Annotated in this window: 21 protein-coding genes; 14 read left to right on the top strand and 7 right to left on the bottom strand. The window is 52.9% G+C overall.

All coding sequences use genetic code 11. The features are described from left to right. Nucleotides 1-56: 56 nt before the first annotated feature. From atpE to F0P93_RS09790, 4 genes are all read left to right on the top strand, one after another. Nucleotides 57-314: an ATP synthase F0 subunit C gene (gene atpE / locus F0P93_RS09805; RefSeq protein ID WP_114404108.1), complete on the top strand. Its 258-nt coding sequence runs from the start codon at nucleotides 57-59 to the stop codon at nucleotides 312-314. 155 nt (nucleotides 315-469) lie between these two features. Further along, nucleotides 470-964 (top strand): F0F1 ATP synthase subunit B, encoded by a 495-nt coding sequence (gene atpF, locus F0P93_RS09800; RefSeq protein ID WP_138989759.1) that lies wholly within the window; start codon nucleotides 470-472, stop codon nucleotides 962-964. Between the two features lie 111 nt (nucleotides 965-1075). Next, complete coding sequence (atpH, locus tag F0P93_RS09795; RefSeq protein WP_150876185.1) at nucleotides 1076-1612, top strand: ATP synthase F1 subunit delta; 537 nt, start codon at nucleotides 1076-1078, stop codon at nucleotides 1610-1612. A gap of 172 nt (nucleotides 1613-1784) precedes the next feature. After that, the gene (locus F0P93_RS09790; protein WP_150876184.1) at nucleotides 1785-2843 is read left to right on the top strand and encodes a CHC2 zinc finger domain-containing protein; all 1059 of its coding nucleotides are present in this window, start codon (nucleotides 1785-1787) and stop codon (nucleotides 2841-2843) included. 106 nt (nucleotides 2844-2949) lie between these two features. Here the strand turns inward: F0P93_RS09790 and F0P93_RS09785 are convergent, their stop codons facing one another. Continuing rightward, a complete protein-coding gene (locus F0P93_RS09785; RefSeq protein ID WP_150876183.1) occupies nucleotides 2950-3390 on the bottom strand; it encodes a GNAT family N-acetyltransferase in 441 nt (146 codons plus the stop codon). An 83-nt stretch (nucleotides 3391-3473) separates the two neighbouring features. Between F0P93_RS09785 and F0P93_RS09780 the strand changes: the two genes are divergently transcribed. Next, nucleotides 3474-4715 carry a DUF6786 family protein gene (locus tag F0P93_RS09780; RefSeq protein ID WP_225309429.1) on the top strand — a complete coding sequence of 414 codons (1242 nt, stop codon included), beginning with the start codon at nucleotides 3474-3476 and terminating at the stop codon, nucleotides 4713-4715. 79 nt (nucleotides 4716-4794) lie between these two features. Here F0P93_RS09780 and F0P93_RS09775 read toward each other — a convergent pair whose 3' ends face one another. Further along, nucleotides 4795-6729 carry a D-apionate lactonase family protein gene (locus F0P93_RS09775; protein WP_150876182.1) on the bottom strand — a complete coding sequence of 645 codons (1935 nt, stop codon included), beginning with the start codon at nucleotides 6727-6729 and terminating at the stop codon, nucleotides 4795-4797. Nucleotides 6730-6732: 3 nt separating this feature from the next. Beyond that, nucleotides 6733-7383: an oxidoreductase gene (locus F0P93_RS09770; protein ID WP_150876181.1), complete on the bottom strand. Its 651-nt coding sequence runs from the start codon at nucleotides 7381-7383 to the stop codon at nucleotides 6733-6735. Nucleotides 7384-7466: 83 nt separating this feature from the next. Between F0P93_RS09770 and F0P93_RS09765 the strand changes: the two genes are divergently transcribed. Further along, complete coding sequence (locus F0P93_RS09765; RefSeq protein ID WP_150876180.1) at nucleotides 7467-9935, top strand: TonB-dependent receptor plug domain-containing protein; 2469 nt, start codon at nucleotides 7467-7469, stop codon at nucleotides 9933-9935. An 18-nt stretch (nucleotides 9936-9953) separates the two neighbouring features. On the opposite strand, the gene F0P93_RS09760 is transcribed toward F0P93_RS09765, so the two are convergent. Continuing rightward, nucleotides 9954-10475, bottom strand: coding sequence for a PAS domain-containing protein (locus F0P93_RS09760; protein ID WP_191908769.1), 522 nt, complete (start codon nucleotides 10473-10475; stop codon nucleotides 9954-9956). 101 nt (nucleotides 10476-10576) lie between these two features. Further along, nucleotides 10577-11425: a DUF481 domain-containing protein gene (locus F0P93_RS09755; protein WP_150876178.1), complete on the bottom strand. Its 849-nt coding sequence runs from the start codon at nucleotides 11423-11425 to the stop codon at nucleotides 10577-10579. A 90-nt stretch (nucleotides 11426-11515) separates the two neighbouring features. On the opposite strand from F0P93_RS09755, the gene F0P93_RS09750 reads away from it, so the two are divergent. From F0P93_RS09750 to lgt, 8 genes are all read left to right on the top strand, one after another. After that, a complete protein-coding gene (locus tag F0P93_RS09750; protein WP_310587996.1) occupies nucleotides 11516-12499 on the top strand; it encodes a Gfo/Idh/MocA family protein in 984 nt (327 codons plus the stop codon). 118 nt (nucleotides 12500-12617) lie between these two features. Beyond that, nucleotides 12618-13586 carry a Kelch repeat-containing protein gene (locus tag F0P93_RS09745; RefSeq protein ID WP_150876177.1) on the top strand — a complete coding sequence of 323 codons (969 nt, stop codon included), beginning with the start codon at nucleotides 12618-12620 and terminating at the stop codon, nucleotides 13584-13586. 3 nt (nucleotides 13587-13589) lie between these two features. Next, complete coding sequence (locus tag F0P93_RS09740) at nucleotides 13590-14762, top strand: AIR synthase related protein (RefSeq protein WP_150876176.1); 1173 nt, start codon at nucleotides 13590-13592, stop codon at nucleotides 14760-14762. Between the two features lie 63 nt (nucleotides 14763-14825). After that, nucleotides 14826-15215, top strand: coding sequence for a tautomerase family protein (locus tag F0P93_RS09735; protein ID WP_150876175.1), 390 nt, complete (start codon nucleotides 14826-14828; stop codon nucleotides 15213-15215). Between the two features lie 10 nt (nucleotides 15216-15225). Continuing rightward, nucleotides 15226-15495, top strand: a complete 270-nt coding sequence (locus F0P93_RS09730) for a DUF167 domain-containing protein (protein WP_150876174.1) — start codon at nucleotides 15226-15228, stop codon at nucleotides 15493-15495. Nucleotides 15496-15554: 59 nt separating this feature from the next. Then, nucleotides 15555-16067 carry an RNA polymerase sigma factor gene (locus F0P93_RS09725; protein ID WP_225309428.1) on the top strand — a complete coding sequence of 171 codons (513 nt, stop codon included), beginning with the start codon at nucleotides 15555-15557 and terminating at the stop codon, nucleotides 16065-16067. Next, the gene (locus F0P93_RS09720; RefSeq protein WP_150876173.1) at nucleotides 16064-16261 is read left to right on the top strand and encodes a hypothetical protein; all 198 of its coding nucleotides are present in this window, start codon (nucleotides 16064-16066) and stop codon (nucleotides 16259-16261) included. Before F0P93_RS09725 ends, F0P93_RS09720 begins: the two co-directional genes overlap by 4 nt. Nucleotides 16262-16274: 13 nt before the next feature. Then, nucleotides 16275-17135 carry a prolipoprotein diacylglyceryl transferase gene (gene lgt / locus F0P93_RS09715; RefSeq protein WP_150876172.1) on the top strand — a complete coding sequence of 287 codons (861 nt, stop codon included), beginning with the start codon at nucleotides 16275-16277 and terminating at the stop codon, nucleotides 17133-17135. A gap of 9 nt (nucleotides 17136-17144) precedes the next feature. On the opposite strand, the gene F0P93_RS09710 is transcribed toward lgt, so the two are convergent. Then, nucleotides 17145-17702 carry a hypothetical protein gene (locus F0P93_RS09710; RefSeq protein WP_138989743.1) on the bottom strand — a complete coding sequence of 186 codons (558 nt, stop codon included), beginning with the start codon at nucleotides 17700-17702 and terminating at the stop codon, nucleotides 17145-17147. Between the two features lie 121 nt (nucleotides 17703-17823). Continuing rightward, on the bottom strand, nucleotides 17824-19065 hold the full coding sequence (gene fabF, locus F0P93_RS09705) for a beta-ketoacyl-ACP synthase II (protein ID WP_229315680.1): 1242 nt from the start codon (nucleotides 19063-19065) through the stop codon (nucleotides 17824-17826).

The following is a 19065-nucleotide window of genomic DNA, read 5'->3' as shown; positions in this document are numbered from 1 at the left end:
GAATACCTTTTTTTAGTTTGTATTTTTTTGTTTAACCATAAATCAATTTATCGAGCATGTTTGCAATGTTGCTCTCTATTCTTCTGGAAGCTACGGGTAGCTTCGCAGTAATGGGTGCCGCCATTGGCGCAGGTCTGGCCGCTATCGGTGCAGGTCTGGGTATTGGCCGTATTGGTGGTTCGGCGATGGAAGGGATCGCCCGCCAACCGGAAGCTGCTGGTCGGATTCAGACCGCGATGTTGATCATCGCAGCCTTGATCGAGGCCGTGGCTCTGTTCGCAGCCGTTATCTGTCTGCTGATCTCACTGGGCTAACCAGGAAACCGCATCCGGGTCGCTGATTGCATTAGGCGTTGGCATACGACTCACAAAACTGGAAAAAGCCCGTCGGTATGAATTAGTCAGCCGACGGGCTGATTTCAATCAAAAAAGAAATTCAACGTATTTATATATTCTAATTTCGTACGTCAATGGATCTGCTCATTCCCGACATTGGGTTGTTATTCTGGATGGTGGTCGTTTTCGGACTGCTCTATTTCATTCTGTCAAAATTTGCCTGGGCACCGATTACGGAAAGCCTGAAAGAGCGGGAAGACGATATTCAGAAAGCCCTGGATATGGCCGAAAAAACCCGGATCGAAATGGCGAAACTGCAGGCCGACAACCAGAAGCTGCTGGCCGAAGCCCGCGCCGAACGGGATGCCATTCTGCGGGGAGCCAAAGAAACCGCCGACCGCGTTATTGCTGAGTCACGCGATAAGGCAACGGAAGAAGGCAACCGCATCATTCTGAAAGCCCGCGAAGAATTGCAGACCGAACGCCAGGCCATGGTTGCCGAGGTGAAGCGTGAAGTGATCACATTGTCGCTGGATATCGCCGAAAAAATTCTGAAAAAGGAATTGAGCGATAAGAAATCACAGGAAGAACTGGTTAAAAGTCTGGTTGCCGAAGCACGATTAAATTAAGTTAAGCGTGAAGAGTGAAGAGTGAAGAGTTGGCTGACGCTTGCTTTCTCTTAACTTGACCGGGCTTTGCCTTAACTCTTAATTCTTAACTCTTAATTCTTAACTCCTAAGATGGCAGAGTCTACAGTAGCATTCCGATACGCTAAATCGCTGATCGACCTCGCGAAAGAGAAGCAGAAGGTCGAAGAGGTGTACAAAGATATGTTGTTTTTCAGCGACGTGGTTCGTAAAAACCGCGACCTGATGCTGGCCCTGAAAAGCCCGATTTTGCGTCATGAGAAGAAACTAAACGTTTTGCGGGCGATCTTTGAAAGCCGTGTCGATCCCCTTTCGTTTACGATCTTCAACATCATTTCGAAGAAAAACCGGGAAGGAATTATGGATAGCATCGCTACCGAATTCGTCCGGCAGTACAATGAATTGAAAGGCATCCAGAAGATTCAGGTGACAACGACGATACCGCTGACAGACGAAATTCGGAAGCAGTTTATCGATGTCGTTGCCAAAGAAACCGGAAAGCAAATCGAACTCGAAGAAACCATTGATCCGAAGCTGATCGGCGGGTATATTCTCCGGATCGGTGACCGCCAGATCGATGCGTCGATTCGCAACCAACTGGCTGAACTGCGGTTGAGCTTCCTGAATTGATTTTTTGAGATAAAAGAGATTAGACAAGAGAAGTAAGACAAATACCACCTGAGCGGTTAAGTCTTTTCTCTCACATCTTACTTCTTTACTCTAAAACAAAAAAACCGGACATCAAAGCATCTGCTTCGATGTCCGGTTTTTTTGTTAACATGCAGGGTCAAACGGTTACTAAATGGATCTGCTCACGCAAACCCGTACCATCGACATCGTCCGCGTTGTAACGGATTTGGGGTATGAACTGCACGAAAACCGCAAGATCGTGTGTCCGTTTCATGCCGAAAAAACGCCGTCGCTGGTCATTTATCCGCAAAACAACTCGTATCACTGCTTCGGATGCGGCAAACACGGGGACGTCATTAACTTCTACGCCGGAGTTGCCAAGCTGGAATATACGGCGGCCATGCACGAACTGGCGTTCAATTACCTGCCCGATTATAAGCCGGAGCTATATAAGAAAGGCCATCTGAATAAAATACAGACACCGATTTCTGCCAAACCGACGAGAATGGCCTTACCGTCTGATACGAATTCCTACGTCTACCAACCGCTGCACAGCACGATTTACGAGGATTTCCAACGGATTTGTGCGTTGCAACCCGCCAATGTGGTGCGGGAGGAAGCCTGGCAGTATTTAGTCGGTCGCGGATTTTCAGAAACCACCTTGCGAAAGTTTCGCCTGTTTATCGTCAATGATTACCAGGCGGCACAGGCGTATCTGCGAAGGACCTACACCTTGCCGGATTTGCAGGAATGCGGGTTGTTCAACGAAAAAGGCAACCTGATTTTTTACCGGCATCCGATCATTATTCCCTACTACCGAAAGAACCACATCGTTTATTTACAGGGCCGGGTGATCCGAAACCCGTCCGAAACCGTATCCCGGTATCAGTTTTTGAGTGGTGTTCCGGTCGAGTTGTTCAATGCGGATGTTACCGACCTGATCAAAACCGGTCAGACGCTGTACGTCACCGAAGGCGCGCTGGACTGCATGACACTGATGCAGGAAGGCATGCCCGCCGTTAGTCTGGGCAGCGCGACGATGTTCAAACGGGAATGGATGAAACTCTTCCGACGGTTCGAGGTGTGTTTTTACTTCGACAACGATGCCGCCGGACAGAAAGCCGCCCGCGAATACGGCGATTTGTTCAGCCAATACCGTATTTCAACCCGCACCAAAACGGTGAAAGAAGGCTACAAAGACGTGAATGACTATTTCTCGAAACGGGAGTAGGAGAGCCGATCTACTTCTGCCGCCCCTAAATCCCCTAAAGGGGACTTTTTGCATCTGGAGCGTCTAAGTTCCCTTTAGGGGAACGGGGCGTAAGTGGAGGGTCGTCCTACTGAAACTCCTTCACAAACTTGAAATGCGAGGGCCGGAACGTTAGTTGCTGGTAAAACCGGTGCGTGTGTGTCCGTTTCTGGTTGGCCGTCACTTCGAGATTGACAAACCCGTGGGCTTCTGCCAGTTGTTCCATCGCGGCCACGAGTTGGCGGCCAATCTGCTGGTTGCGGTATTCCGGCATCACGTACAACTCCTGAATTTCGCCCACTTTGCCGGTATGATGCAGCAGGTATTGCACGTGGCAGCTAATGAAACCGACTATATCTTCGTTGATTTCCGCGACTAAATAATGCACCCGTTTGTCGGTAAGGTTCCGTTGAAATACCGCCCGAAACGCCACCGCATTGAGTTGGGTTTCTTCCAGTTCGCAAATGAAACGGTAAAGCGTTCCAACATCCTGATAATCAGCCGGGCGAATGGTTGCCTCGAAGGTCATGTTCGGAGAAAGATTAAATGAGGTTTTCGGGAAGTGAATAAGAAGTGGTTAATTTCGGAAAATTCTGACGATTCCTAAGCCAAATGATGAAAAAAGTGAGTCTTTGGGTAGTTTTACCCTTCCTGGCGGGCGCGCTGTCCTGCCAATCCACCTCTTCCAGCGAAGAAAAAGCATCCCCAACCGATACCACCCAAACCCGTATGTTTGCTTCCGACGCAGCCTTCCTCCAACAATACCACCCCGATTTAGTGACCCTTCAAGATGGTAAATCACAGGTTCTTATCTGTCCGGCGTATCAGGGACGGATCATGACCAGCACCGCCGATGGCGAAACGAGCTACGGCTGGATTAACCGCGAACTGATTCAGTCGGGGAAAGTACTGCCGCACATGAATGCGTTTGGCGGAGAAGACCGGTTCTGGCTTGGGCCGGAGGGCGGACAATTTGCCATTTATTTCAAACCGGGTGCAAAATTTACCGGTGACGACTGGCAAACGCCCGCAGCCATCGACTCCGAACCGTTCGTGCTGGCGTCGAAAGATGAGCGTTCGGCCCGGTTTACGAAAGCCTTTGAACTGATGAATTATTCCGGGACAAAGTTCAGTGTCGGCGTGGAGCGTGAAGTCCGGCTGTTGGGCGCAGAGCAGATTAGCCAGATTCTGGGCGCAACGGGTGCGTCTTTAAACGACTCGCTGAAGATCGTGGGGGTCGAATCCGACAATACCCTGATCAATACCGGAAAAGAGCCCTGGACGAAAGAAAAAGGGCTGTTGTCGGTCTGGATTCTGGGCATGTTCAACGCGTCGCCGGAAGCTACGATTGTGGTGCCCTTTCAGATCGGGAATGGGCAGGCCATCAACGATAGCTATTTTGGTAAAATACCGGCATCGCGGCTGGTGGTGAACGACAGCGTGGCTTTCTTTAAGGCCGATGCCAATGCGCGCGGCAAAATCGGGGTGCCGCCCGCCCGCGTCAAAAACCGGCTCGGCAGCTACGATCCCGGTTCCCAAACCCTCACGCTGGTCACGTTTACGTTCGATCCGTCCAACCGCGACTACGTCAATTCGGCCTGGGAAATTCAGAAAGAACCGTATGTGGGGGATGTTGCCAACGCTTACAACGACGGGCCGATGAAACCGGGCCAGCCGCAGATGGGAAAATTCTACGAACTGGAAAGCTCATCGCCCGCTGCTGCGCTCGCGCCCGGTGGTCGCCTGACGCATACGCACACGACGCTGCACTTCCAGGGCGATGAGCCGCAACTCGACAAAATGGCGCGGCAATGGCTGGGCGTTTCGCTGGCGGAAATTGTAAATGCGTTTTGATAAACCGAAAAACAGCTCAGGGTCAATTGGCTAGTCTGAAAAAATATACCAGCCCACGATTACAATCGTGGGCTGAACATTAAACGGCCCTGATTTCCCATTCCGCAAAAACCGTTGCGTACGGGGGTAAGCTAAACCGCAACAGCTCTTCATTCTCAGGAATGAGGCTTTCGCCCGACGCTTCCCGAAAGGATTCCGGCGAAAAACAGGCTTTCCTGAATGAGGATTCGTCCAGCGTCCGTACGACGACTGTTCGGGTAATCGGAGCAGAAACCGTTTGCGGTTCATCGGTCAGATTGGCCAGGATCAAAACCGCTTTGTTGTCCTTTTGCAGACAGAGCGCTTCGACCTTCAACGGCTGGCTGCTGGTGGTCGGCATCACCCTGCCTTCCCGAAAACCGTTCACGAATCGAAAGATCCAGTACAACGGAAAAACCATACCGGCTTCGGCAACGAACTGGTTGGGGTAAGCCGACGGGAAATCGCCCTGAATAATCCCCTCTTCACCTACGGTTTCGTAATAGGTAACGGAACGCGCTTCGGCCTGAATCAACCCTTTTAAACTGGCCAGCGTCCAGGCGGCTCCGAACAGCGCCATTTGCCGGGGATCCGTTGAAAAAGGCATCTGATTGTTCGTAGAATCGGCATCGTCGCTGGTTGCGTCGGGATTAAAACGAGGTCGCAGTGTAACGGGCGAAACGTGAACGTTCGGCGTCCAGTGCCGGGCATCCCGGACGGTGTCGGGTTGGGCCGTGGTATTTTCCATCAACGTCAGATGATCGACCGCGTGGGCTTGTGGGCTGATGGCGTAGCTGAGAAAATCGACGGTTTCGAGTGGTGGCGTTTGCCGGTTGACGGCCACAAAAAAAGCGTTGGTTCCGGCCCCGATCTGCGCATCGGGAAAAGCCTGACGAATGGGCGACGTCACTTCATGCAGCAGCGTCGCCGGGGTCGATTTGGCAAAATTACTGAGAATCGTTACGGAATAGACCAGCGACGGCTCGACCGGTTCTTTCAAAAAACTGTACAGCTCATAATTGGCCAACTGGTTGAAAATCAAAACCAGTTCGAGCTTTAAATCCAGCAAAACCGCATCGCCGACGGCTTTCCGGAAAGTTCCGTGCCAGTCGTGGTGCTGAAAGTTAACCTCCACGCGCAGGTGATGGAAGCGGGCTGCTTTGAGCAGGTGCACCGCCGAATCCGTCAATGCTTCCGGGTTGGCGCCCAGCCCGATGACGGGCAGAGGAAGCGTTTTGGACTCAAAGCCAAGAGCGGTTTCGGAAGGATTGGGTTCAACATCCAGCGGGTTGGCAAACGAACCGACCAGACGAAGTTCAACCGACTGCTGGATGGTATCACCGGTTTGAAGCAGTACCGGAAACGCACGCGAAAGGGGCGTACAATACGTTTTATACGAAGCATCGGTCCAGTTGCGCTGGTCTTCGGTTTCGAACACATCGCCCACAAACCACAAAACCGCCGAGCCGTCGTTGGAAATCGGCCACTGCATTTCCCGAATGTTCAGAAACGGCTGGTGGGGGCTGATGCCTTCCGGAAATGGAGCAACGGTCTGGCTGCCGTCGGGGTGCGTAAGGGTACAGGGTTGGCCGGCACATTCGGGAATGGGATGCAGGATGCAGAAACCGGCGCGGTTGCGCTGGAAGTCGGCGAGGGCTTCACCGTCGATATTGAATTGGATTGTTCCGTCCGGTTCGCCGATGATTTCGCATTGCCAGCGCAGGTGGACAGTCTCATTTTGGCAAACGCTCGTATAGCGAACGTGAAACGAATCGGTCTGTTGGTCAATGATTTCGTCTTCGATCACCATCGGGGCCGTGGCCCAGTTGGGGTCGCGGACGGCGTGGTAGATCAGGCGGAGAACTTCGTGGTTGCCCAGGCGGATATACCGGAGAAAACCGTGTTCATACTGCATCGTCAGCGGTCCGGCGCGGAGCATACGGGGTTCCGGCAGCGGCTCGGTCTGGCCGTACCGAATCAGGGAAGGAGCGTACATAGGTCAAAAATTCTGCAACTGATCCGATTCAATGATGTGCTTCCCGGTCAGTCCTTCCTGGGCTTTTTGAAACATGGCGTTGGCCACGCTTTCCACCCGGATGCCTTTGTATTTGGCGGGAATCAGCGGATTGAGCAGCTTCATCAAGCCTTCCCCAATGCGTTCGCCGAGCCGGAATTCGTTGCGTTCGCCGAGCAGGAGGGAAGGCCGGAAAATAAACAGGGCCGGATAGTTCAGGGCGGCCAGGTCACGTTCCAGTTCACCCTTGACGCGGTTGTAGAAAATCGACGAATCCGGATTGGCTCCCATCGACGAAACTAAAAAAAATTGCTTCGCCCGGTTGACCAAAGCCCGTTGCGCAACGTCTAATGGATATTTGTAATCAATTTTTCGAAAGGCATCTTTGGAACCCGCTTTTTTCATGGTGGTGCCGAGGCAGCAAAAAACGTCGTCGGCCTGCACCAGCAAACCATTCGGATGGTCAAAATCGTACTGGATTTCCTGCAAACGGGGGTGTTGCCACCCTAACGAATGGCGAACCAACACTTTCACTTTTTCGTAGGCTGAAGAATCCAGCAGGCGATGGGTTAGTACATTTCCAACAAGACCAGTCGCTCCAACAACAAGCGCGGTTTTAAGAGTGGGCTTTGTCATTATTTAGGGTTAGTGGCCGTTAAGATTGCTAATTTATGAGCGAGTATTTGTTTTTTTACCACATTATTTCGAAAAACTACTAAATGAATCTACTAAGTGCTTCGTTTCGACGTCTCGGATGGTTCGTAGCCGCATCGGTTTTGCTGGCATTCAGTTTGGCCGATGACACGTTTCCGGTCTACCTGGTCGAGCGGTTACAGGCGTTTAACACGGCTTTTCCGAAAGAAAAAGTCTATGTTCAGACCGATAAACCGTATTATACCGTTGGCGAGACGATCTGGCTGAAAGGCTATTTGTTCGATGGCCCGTCGCACCTGGCCGATTCTGTCAGCAAGGTTCTGTATGTGGATCTGCTGCAAATCGAGAGCCAGAAAGTGGTGGTGCACCGAATTTTAAAAGCAGAAAACGGTTATGCCACCGGTGATATTGCCCTGGGCGACTCCCTGGCGTCGGGCGCGTACCTGCTGCGGGCCTACACGGGCTGGATGCAGAACTTTCCGGAAGACTATTTTTTCAGCAAACCGCTGACGCTGTTACGGACCGACGTCGGACCTGTTCAGGCCATGACCACTTCACCGGGCTCATTGCAACCGGATGTGCAGTTTTTTCCGGAAGGCGGGCAGTTGGTGAACGGAATAGAGGGGCGGGTGGCTTTCAAAACGGTGAGTCCGGCGGGAAAAGGGCTGGAAACATCCGGTTTCGTGCTGAGTTCGGCGGGTGATACCGTCACCGGTTTTTCGACCAAACACCTCGGCATGGGGTATTTTTCGATCAAACCGGAAACCGGCCAGACCTATACGGCTTTTGTTAAACTCGGCGATGGCAGTACCCATCAATACCCATTACCAGCCGCCCAGCCGGAAGGCTACCTGATGGTGGTCGATAACATCACCAACCGCGAAAATGTGCGCATCTACGTCCGAAACAATAAACCGGCCAGCGCTCAGGGGCGGTTTACCGTGATTGCACAATCGCGGGGGAAAGCCGTTCAGGCCGCGCAGGGGGAGGTCACGAAAAAGTCCGTCGTGGTCCAGATTCCCCGGCAATTGTTCCCGGAAGGCATTTCGCAGTTGACCTTGTTCGACGAAGCCAACCAGCCGGTTTGTGAGCGACTCATTTTTATCGAAAAAAATAACCGCCTGACCATTCAGGTGAAACCATCAAAACCCACGTTCAGTCCGCGCGAGAAAGTGGAGCTGGACGTTTCCGTAACGGATGAGTCGGGAAAACCGGCCCGGGCCAACCTTTCGCTGGCGGCCACTGATGCTGGTCAGGTGCTGGAGAAAGAACCGTATGCCGCCGATCTGGTGTCGCATCTGTTGCTCAACTCCGACCTGAAAGGCAGCGTGGAGCAACCCGGTTATTATTTCGATCCCGCGAACAAAGAGCGGTTGCCGGATCTGGATGTGCTGATGATGACGCAGGGTTGGCGTCGGTTTGTCTGGAAAGAGGTACTGCAGGAAACCTATCCGGCTCCGCAGCATCTGATTGAACAGGGGCTGACGTTGTCGGGTCGGGTGGTTCGGCCCAACCAGAAAACGCCCGGCAAAGTCACGTTGACGGTGCTGGTGATGCAGCCCGATAGCAGCCGTGACATCCTGTCGGGCGAAGCGGACGAGACCGGTCGTTTCGGCGTATACGGCCTGTCGTTTCAGGATTCGACGCGGGTGATGATTCAGGCGGTGATGGGCAAAAACAACCGGAATGTGGAAATTCAACTCGACAACCTCGTTAAACCCACGGTGAAGCTGACGAAAATACCGTACAATCCCCTGGTTTTCCAGCGGGATGAACTGGCCGATTACTTGAAACACGTGAAGGAATACCAGGAAATTGAAGCCCAAATCCGGCGAAACCGGGAGATTTTACTGAAAGAAGTGACGGTTCGTAAAAAGCGGGAAGCGCCCACCGATTCCCGGAAAATTTACGGGCAGGCCAGCAATACCATCAAAGTGGATCAAACCATGACAGGCGGAGCCATGACGGTGCTGGACATGCTGCGGGGGCGGGTTGCGGGCGTCAACGTGTCGGGCAGTGCCATGAATCCCACCGTTCAGATTCGCGGTGCCGCCAATTTTGCGGGGGTGGTCGAACCGCTGTTTCTCATCGACGGCATGCCGGTTTCCAAAGAGAGCATCCTGACGGTGTCGGTGTATGATGTGGAGTCCATCGACGTGCTGAAAGGCGCTTCGGCCACGATCTTCGGCAGCCGGGCGAGTGGTGGCGCGATTGCCGTCTACACCAAACGCGGATCGCCGGATTATGACTATACCAAGGACAAGTCGCCCGGAACGCTGGTGGCGGTGGTGCCGGGCTATCGGGCCGTCCGGGCGTTTTATGCCCCGCGCTACGACGAAGCCAAACCCGAGCACGTCCGGCCGGATTTCCGGGCGACCCTGCACTGGGCGCCGATGATTCAAACCGGAGACGACGGAAAAGCGCAGATTGCTTTCTTTGCTTCCGACGCCCGCACCCGGGTTCGGGTGGTGGCCGAAGGCGCATCGACCGACGGCCGACCGGGTGTTGGGAAGGCGGTTTTTGAAGTAAAATAAGCGGTTTTGCCCCGTCTGTTACACCTCTTTTTCGAGAGCAATGTAGTGGGTTAGTTCCCCCTTTCTGTTCCAGATCGGGTCAATTTCAATGTCGCAGAGATACGGCGAACCGCCTTTTCGGTAATTAACAAGCTGTTGAAGAATGGGTTGGGTACGTTTTGTAGGTTGGGCCAGCGCCAGATCGTTCGATAGTTCACGGATTCGGGCGGGGTCCGTGTCTGGCCCCTGTAAAAACCGGGGGGAACGCCCAATGACTTCCGTAGGCGTATAGCCCGTCATGGCCAGAAACCGGTGGCTGACCCACAGAATCGATCGGGCTGCGTTCGAAACAATGACGGTGTAGCCTTCGACGAGCGCTTTCTCGTAGTCGCGGGTAAGTTTCCAGTCAAAAACCTCGGCGAATTCGTTCAGTCTGTCCACTTCGCGCCGGTGTTGACGATCCTGAGCCTGGTCGAGCAAAAACACTTCCAGACAGGCCGCCGGAAAAGGCCGCGCCGAAGCCGACGTGTGCTGCAGGTAGTCCGTGTAGGATTGGTTCATATTCATGAAAATGGGCCTGTGGGGGCTGTTACGTATAGTGTGGGTGAGTTCACGAAAGTGGAAAAGATAAGCGGTTTGCGGGTGGTTACCAACAATACCTGTTATTTTACCTCCAGGACCAGACCCGTTGTCCACCGGAAATCGTTGTTTTTCCGCCCCGCGGCCACGACACTTTCATACGAATTCTGAACCGCCGTGCGAACGCCGATGAGCGAGGTCAGCCGGATCTGGAAAGCCAGATTGCCGTTCCAGCGGAGGTTGGGCTGGTTGAGGGCCGGTTGCATAAAAACCGTATGGCTGATCGAATACCGTCCCTGATCCCACTGATATTCCCCAAAAATCCGCGTAGAATTTCGTAACACATTGACATCCTGCACCTCAACCGAGTTGGTGATGAAATCCGTGTATTCGTACAGCAGCACATTGGTAACGGACAGGTAGGCGTTCTTGCGGCTGAGCAGTTTGTAGCCAATGCCTGCTCCGCCGGTGAGCCGCTGGTGGATTTTGCGGAGGTTGCTGATTTCGACGGCCCCAAAACCGAGGTAATAAAACTTGCGTTCGTGGAGGTAAGTCGTGCGAAAATCGGCCAGAATTTCCCGTTCATTCAACTGCTGGTTCTGGCGCCCGTAGGCAAAAGACGGGTTGCTGGCAAACCGGAAAAGCTGACTCACCGCCCAGTCGAACGCTCCGCCAACCTGAATCAACGCCCGGTTGACGTTCCCGGCGGTCACGGTGCCGTCGGCTGTAATTTTGTAGTGAAAACCCGTGGGATCGCTGGCTGCGACCGGTGCCGCCTTGGCTTCTTCCTCTTTTTTCAGGCGGGCGGTGGAATCTGATGCGACCGAGTCGACGGGCGTGGCCGGTTTCAACGTGTCTGCGGGAACGGCCTGAGCGTGGCCCGTCAGGGGTAAAAAGAGGCCGAACAGAAGGCTGATTTTAAAGAAAGTCATAGGCAAAAATACGATGGCTTCTTGTCTATAACCCCTGATGCCGTACATTTGGTCTACAGTTGTTCCCAAAATGATTCAATTGCCCTGCTTATGGCCGTGATTCGTTGGGGTGTTCTCGGCCTGGGCCGGATTGCCCATAAATTTGTTCAGGATCTCCAAACCGTTCCGGATGTCGACCTGCTGGCGGTGGCTTCCACCAGCCAGGAGCGGGCCGATGCGTTTGCGGCCCAATATGGTGCCAAACACGCCTACGGTTCCTACGAAGACCTGCTGACCTGCGAGGGCCTGGACGTGGTCTATATTGCGACGACGCACAATCACCACTTCGAAAACACGCTGCTGTGCCTGAATGCGGGTATTGCGGTTTTGTGCGAAAAACCGTTTGCCATGAACGCCGGTCAGGTTCGGCAGATGGTCGAAACGGCGCGGTCGAAGCAGGTGTTTCTGATGGAAGCCCTCTGGAGCCGGTTTATGCCGTCGGTGCAGAAAGCCCGGGAACTGGCCGAAAATCAGGCGATTGGGCGCGTGAAAGGTCTGCGGGCCGATTTTGGGTTTATCGCGCCCGTCGTTCCTGAAAAACGGATGTATAACAAGGCGTTGGGCGGTGGTTCGCTGATGGACATTGGGATTTATCCGCTATTTTTGTCGTACGTATTTCTAGGCATTCCCCAGGCGATTAAAGCTACGGCGGTTTTTGGTTCAACGGGGGTAGATGAACAATGCGGCATGGTGTTGACCTACTCCGAAAACCAACTGGCGGTTTTGAACAGCACGGTGGTATCGAAAACCGAAACCGACGCGGTGCTGTACGGCGAAACCGGAAATCTGTATTTACCCGGTCGCTTCCACGAAGGGGATTCCGTCGTTCACCAACCCACCGATGGCGAGCCGCAAACATTTACCTTTGCCCGGACAACCTGGGGTTACGATTACGAAGCCGAACACGTTTCGGACTGTTTGCGGCAGAAGAAAACCGAAAGTCCGGTGTGGTCGCTCGACGACAGCCTGAACCTGATCGGTTTGCTGGATGCCGTGCGGGCCGAAGCGGGGATTGTGTATGAGGAAGATAAATAGTTTACGGTATTCGGTATTCAGTTTACGGTTGGCTGACGCAAGAACAATAGCTTGCGTCAGCCAACCGTAAACTGAATACCGAATACCGTAAACCATAATTTTAAAACTACCAATTGTTATGAACCAAAAACGCCTTGCCTTTTTCGTCCTGATGCTTCTGAGTCATTCCTGGGTGGTGGCTCAAACCTGGGAGCAGGTCAAGTACAAAAATGAGTGTGAAAAGCGCCACGAAAACGCAGCCGCCCTCGTTGGCGACAGTCTGTATGCCATCGGCGGTCGCGGCATGAAACCACTGGAAGCGCTGAACCTCAAGACCCTGATGTGGAAAAAACTGCCGACGCCACCGGTGGAAATGAACCATTTTCAGGCCATTAACTACAAAGGCGAAATCTACGTGATGGGCGCGTTTGAGGGGAAATACCCGCACGAAACGCCCATTCCGAACATTTATATCTACAGCCCCAAAACCGGCGTCTGGCGCAAAGGGCCGGAAATTCCGAAAGACCAACTGCGCGGATCGGCCGGCGTGGTGGTGTATAACGACAAGATTTACATGGTTTGCGGCATCATCGACGGCCATTTCGACGGCCACGTTTCCCGACTGGACGAATACGATCCGAAAACGAATACCTGGAAACAACTGGCCGATGCGCCCCGTTCGCGTGATCACATCAGTGCCGCCGTGGTCGGAACCAAAATGTACCTGGCGGGTGGACGGCGCTCGTCGGCCAAAACCGGGCATGTGATTGACACGACCATGCCGGAAGTGGATGTCTATGATTTCAAAACCGGCAAATGGGAAACGCTGCCAGCCGAAAGCAACTTCCCGACGCTGCGGGCGGGCAGCACGGCGGTGACGAAAGACAACAAAGTGTGGGTGATTGGAGGTGAAAGCGAACAATTGCTGTCGCACAACCAGGCCGAAATTCTCGACCCCAAAACCAACCGCTGGACGTCGGGGCCGAAACTGAACGAAGGACGGCACGGTACGCAGGCGGTGGTCTACAAAAATAGCATTTACATTCTGGCCGGATCGGCCAACCACGGCGGTGGCCCGGAATTGAATACCGTCGAAGTTTTAAAATAACCAATGAACCAACCAACTGATCGTTACGCGCAGCGGGGTGTTTCGGCTTCCAAAGAAGACGTTCACAAAGCCATTGCCAACTTAGACAAGGGATTGTTTCCCAAGGCATTCTGCAAGATTGTTCCCGATGCGCTGGCAGGTGACCCGGACTATTGCACCATCATGCACGCCGATGGTGCCGGAACCAAGTCGTCGCTGGCGTATCTCTACTGGAAAGAAACCGGCGATCTGTCGGTCTGGCGGGGCATTGCGCAGGACGCCGTGGTGATGAATACCGACGACCTGATTTGTGTGGGTTCTACTGGACCGATGCTGTTGTCGTCGACCATTGGGCGGAACAAAAACCTCATTCCGGGCGAAGTCATTGCTGAAATTATCGACGGGACCGAAGAGGTGCTGGCGATGCTGCGGCAACACGGTATCGACATTTCCAGCACCGGGGGCGAAACCGCCGATGTAGGCGATCTGGTCAGAACGATCATTGTCGACAGCACGGTAATTGCCCGGATGCGCCGGGATGAAGTCATTAGCAACGACCGGATTCAGGCCGGGGATGTGGTGGTCGGCCTGGCGTCGTTCGGGCAGGCGACCTACGAAAAAACCTACAACGGCGGCATGGGCAGCAACGGTCTGACCTCCGCGCGGCACGATGTGCTGGGGCATTATCTGGCCGACAAATACGCCGAAAGTTTTGACCCCGCCGTGGACCGGAGCCTGGTTTACAGCGGTTCGAAGCAATTAACGGACCCGGTTGATGCGACCGGTTTGAACGTTGGGCAGTTGATTCTGTCGCCAACGCGGACGTACGCACCCGTTGCGAAAGCCCTGTTGGACGAATTGCGTTTTCATATTCACGGGATGGTACATTGCAGCGGGGGAGCGCAGACCAAAGTGCTGCATTTTATTGATAACCTGCACATTATAAAGGACAATCTCTTTCCGATACCGCCTTTGTTTGAATTGATTCAGCAGGAAAGCGGCACGGATTGGCAGGAAATGTACAAGGTGTTCAACATGGGCCACCGGCTGGAAATCTACCTATCCGAAGCGAACGCCCAGCGCGTGATCGACATTGCCGGTCAGTTCGGCATCGAAGGCCGGATTATTGGTCATGTCGAAGCGTTTGAAGGAAAGCGCGTAACCATTCAGAGCGAAGTCGGAACGTTTGTGTATTAAAAGAAATACGGTTTTTTGAGTGTACTTCTTTTGTCTCTTTTCTAACTTCTCTTGTCCGTCACCATGAGCCAGGTCAAGATTTACGGTCTTCAGGAACCATTGCGGGCCATCCGAAATGCCTTGTCGGATGTGATTCATTCCTGTGTGGTTGATGCGCTGCAATTTCCGCTAAACAAACGTGCCCACCGGTTTTTGTATCTTGAACCGGAGGATTTTTTCATGCCGGAAGGTCGCTCGGAAAAGTACATCATCATCGAAATTCTGATGATTGAAGGCCGGACGATGGAGACGAAAAAGAGACTGATCAACCTGCTTTTTGAGCGCATCACCCAGCAGACCGGCCTGTCGTTGGCCGATATTGAAATCTGCATTCTGGAAAGTCCGGCCCACAACTGGGGCTTTCGGGGCAAAACCGGCGATGAAGCAGCAATAAATTATAAAATTAACGTGTAACCGTTCGTCTATGGTGCTGCATCTGAAAGTGAAACCCGGCAGCAAAATCGATAAACTTTTTTTTGACGCGGCCGGGCAGTTGAATGCCAAAATCAAAGCACCGGCGCAGGATGGCAAGGCCAATGCGTATCTGGTCGAATTTCTGGCGCGTCAGTTCGGAATCTCTAAATCTTCGGTTGAAATTGTTTCCGGTTTTACCAATCCTCACAAACGACTGGAAATCAGTGCAGAAGAAGGCATTGTTGCGAAGATCTTGTCAGGTTTGGAAGGGGTCAATTAAAAAAAGTCAGGCTGCGTGTGACTTTTTCAGACTTTCGGCAACTAATACCCTGAATCCATTTGTTGACTCCGTCTGTGGCCAAAGCATCCATACAACAGGAATTTGTGCAGCTCATTGCACAACACCAGAAGCTGATCCACAGCCTTTGCAGCCTGTACTATCGGTTGCCGGAAGACCGAAAGGATCTTTTTCAGGAAATTGTACTGCAACTCTGGAAGTCCTATCCTTCGTTTAATCACGAGTCCAAAGTCTCCACCTGGATTTACCGCGTAGCACTTAACACGGTTTTTGCCCGAATCCGGAAGGAGAAAGCACAACCCGAGCGTGTGCCATTTTCGGAGCGGGAGTTTCAACTTCCGTCGTCGGAAGTTGACAATGAATTAACGCAGGCGTTGTATCAGGCCATTAGCCAGTTGTCAGACGTTGATAAAGCCATAATCATGCTCTACCTGGACGAACACAGTTACAAGGAAATGGCGGCAATTCTGGCGATGAGTCGAACGAATGTCAGTACGAAAATCAATCGGATTAAAACCCGGTTGGGTCAGCTATTAAAAAAAGAACCGTTATGAATACCGACGACTTGAAACCGATCTGGAATGCCTATCAGGATCAGGTGGGCAAACAATCCCGGTGGAGCGAGGAGGATCTTCTGCGCCTGATTCAATCGAAAACTGTCGTCTATCCGTGGTATAAACCGTATCAACACGCGGCCCTTAATTTTTGCGTCAGCCTTTTTTTAGTGGGCATCACCACGGGCTGTTAACCTCCTGATTTCTATGCTTCCTCACGTATTGGGATTTATTAGTTGGGACTTTGATCCCCGAATTTACACCCTGGCTATTTTTGGGGTCGAATGGCCGATTGCCTGGTACGGGTTGTTGTTTGCGGCCAGTTTTTTAGGTGGTCAACTGGTGATGCGTTACATCTATAAACGGGACCGGAAACCGGTTGCAGACCTGGAAATTCTGATTCTGTATGTCGTGCTGGCAACGGTGATTGGTGCGCGGCTGGGCCATTACCTGTTCTACGAGTGGGAGTTACTCGTTGCTCAGCCCGGTCGATGGCTAAAATCCATGCTGAGTTTACCGTTTGAAGGACTGGCGAGCCACGGAGCAGCGATTGCTATTCCCGCAGCACTGTATTTGTATAGTCGAAAGCGGAGTGATCAGCCTTTTTTATGGGTCGTCGATCGGTTGGTGATTGCCGTGAGCTTGGGTGGAGCGCTGATTCGGCTGGGGAATTTATTGAACTCCGAGATTTATGGAAAACCGACCACGTTGCCCTGGGGTTTTGTTTTTGTTCGCGAAACCGACCCGGCCTTGCTGCCCCTCGTCCCCCGCCATCCGACGCAACTCTACGAGTCGCTTTTTTGCCTGTTTTTGCTCGCGGTGACCTTCGCCTTGTGGAAGCAGAAACGCTATCGACTTCCCAACGGTTTTATAACCGGCATCTTTCTGATCCTACTGTTTAGCTTCCGGTTTCTGGTCGAATTTTTGAAAACCAGTCAGGAAGATTTTGAGAATTCTATGGTGCTTAACATGGGTCAGATTTTGAGCATTCCGGCCATTCTGGCTGGTGTTATCCTTCTGTTGGTTATCAGACCTAAAAACCGCCCGGTTTTTACCGCGAATTTCTAACGCTCGACACTAGGGTTTCCACTGTTTCGGCAGGCCGAGTTGTCGGGCATACAGCCCCGGCCCGTGGGTATAAATGAAATCGAGTGCCTGGTTGACATCGGTTTCAAATTCGATGTAATAATCGGGATCGATCTTTTGGAGTTTTTTCAAAATCGTCTCCGCTTTTTTGGCCACAAAGGCGCAGGAGTTCTGGTTGTGGTGGTTCAGATGGGCAAAAAGGCTCGGTTGAACGTTGAAGAAAGCCGTCAGGATGTAGATATTCAGTTCGACTTCGCCGTACTTGTCCTTCGTGATTTTGACGTGGTGGGCAATCGCAGAGGTAAGCGAGCGCAGGGCTTTCAACATCCAGCCGTCAGGGTGGGTGTAATGTCCGTGGGCGGTTTCGGCAATTTTCTCTTTCAGGTTGTGCCGCCGTTCCTCGGTCGTGGTTTCGCCCTCGATCAGCACAAAATGCAACCGTTCGACCAGGTCCTTGTCTTTGGCAATCAGCCGCAGCAACAACTTGTCTTTCTCGCCCGGCGGCAGTTTCAGAATTTCTTTCTTGAGGTCTTTTTCGATGGCTGGCATCTCCTAATATTTCCTAATTTGGGTGAAATTAGGAAATATTAGGAGATATAGGAAGTTTCAGAAACCTGCAAGGTCTTCAAGACCTTACAGGTTTTGTCGTGGTTTTGTTGTTTAGGTGATCTTACACCCGCTGAAAGGCCACAATTGCGTTGTGTCCGCCAAAGCCGAAGGTGTTGCTCATGACCACATCAACCGGCGTTTGAACGGCCACGTTGGGGGTCAGATTCAGGTCCGAACTGATGCGTTCATCGCGCTCCTGCAAGTTGATCGTGGGGGGAATCGTGTTGTGCTGGATCGCCAGAATACCGGCAACGGCTTCGATGGCTCCGGCGGCTCCGAGCAGGTGTCCCGTCATCGATTTGGTGGCACTCAGGTGGAGTCGTGCCGGATTCTGCCCAAATACCTTCTGAATCGCCTGGGCTTCGCTGAGGTCACCGACCGGCGTTGAGGTGGCATGAACGTTCAGATAGTCAACGTCTTCCGGTTTTAGGTTGGCTTCCCGCAGGGCTTCATTCATGGCCAGCGTGGCCCCCAGTCCTTCGGGGTGGGTGGCCGTCATGTGGTAAGCGTCGGCGGTGGCACCGGTGCCCACCAGTTCGGCGTAGATTTTGGCACCCCGTGCTTTGGCGTGTTCATATTCTTCCAAAACAAGGGCGGCTGCCCCTTCACCCAGTACAAAACCGTCGCGGTTGGCATCGAACGGACGCGATGCCGTAGCGGGGTCATCGTTGCGTTCCGACAGGGCTTTCATGGCGTTGAACCCACCGACGGCGACTTCCGTGACGACCGCTTCCGAACCCCCGGCGATGATCACCTCGGCCTTGCCCAACCGGATGTAGTTGAAGGCATCAATCAGGGCGTGCGTCGCAGAGGCACAAGCCGAAACCGGCGCAAAGTTGACACCCCGAAAACCGTAGCGGATCGAAATCAGGCCCGACGCCATGTTGGCGATCATTTTGGTAATAAAAAACGGATTGAAGCGCGGATTCCGGCCACTGGCGCCGTAGGCAATGACCTCCTCCTGAAAGCTGTACATCCCGCCAATGCCCGACGCCCAGATCACGCCCACGCGGTTCTGGTCGACTTTATCCTCAATCAGATTTGCATCCCGGACGGCTTCGTCGGCCACCACCAGCGCATACTGACTGTATTCGTCCATTTTACGGGCTTCTTTTTTATCCAGAAACTGGAGCGGATCGAAGCCTTTTACCTCGCAGGCAAACTTGGTTTTAAACAGCGTGGCATCGAATTTGGTGATCAAAGCCGCCCCGCTGCGCCCCTGAACCAGTCCGTTCCAATATGCTTCTACGGTATTTCCAATGGGCGTTAAAGCCCCTAATCCCGTTACGACGACTCTTTTCAT

The organism is Larkinella humicola, assembly GCF_008727875.1.
GTDB classification, from domain to species: Bacteria; Bacteroidota; Bacteroidia; order Cytophagales; family Spirosomataceae; genus Larkinella; species Larkinella humicola.
The sequence above is the reverse complement of the archived record's forward strand: the minus strand, read 5'-3'. Positions and strand labels throughout refer to the sequence as shown.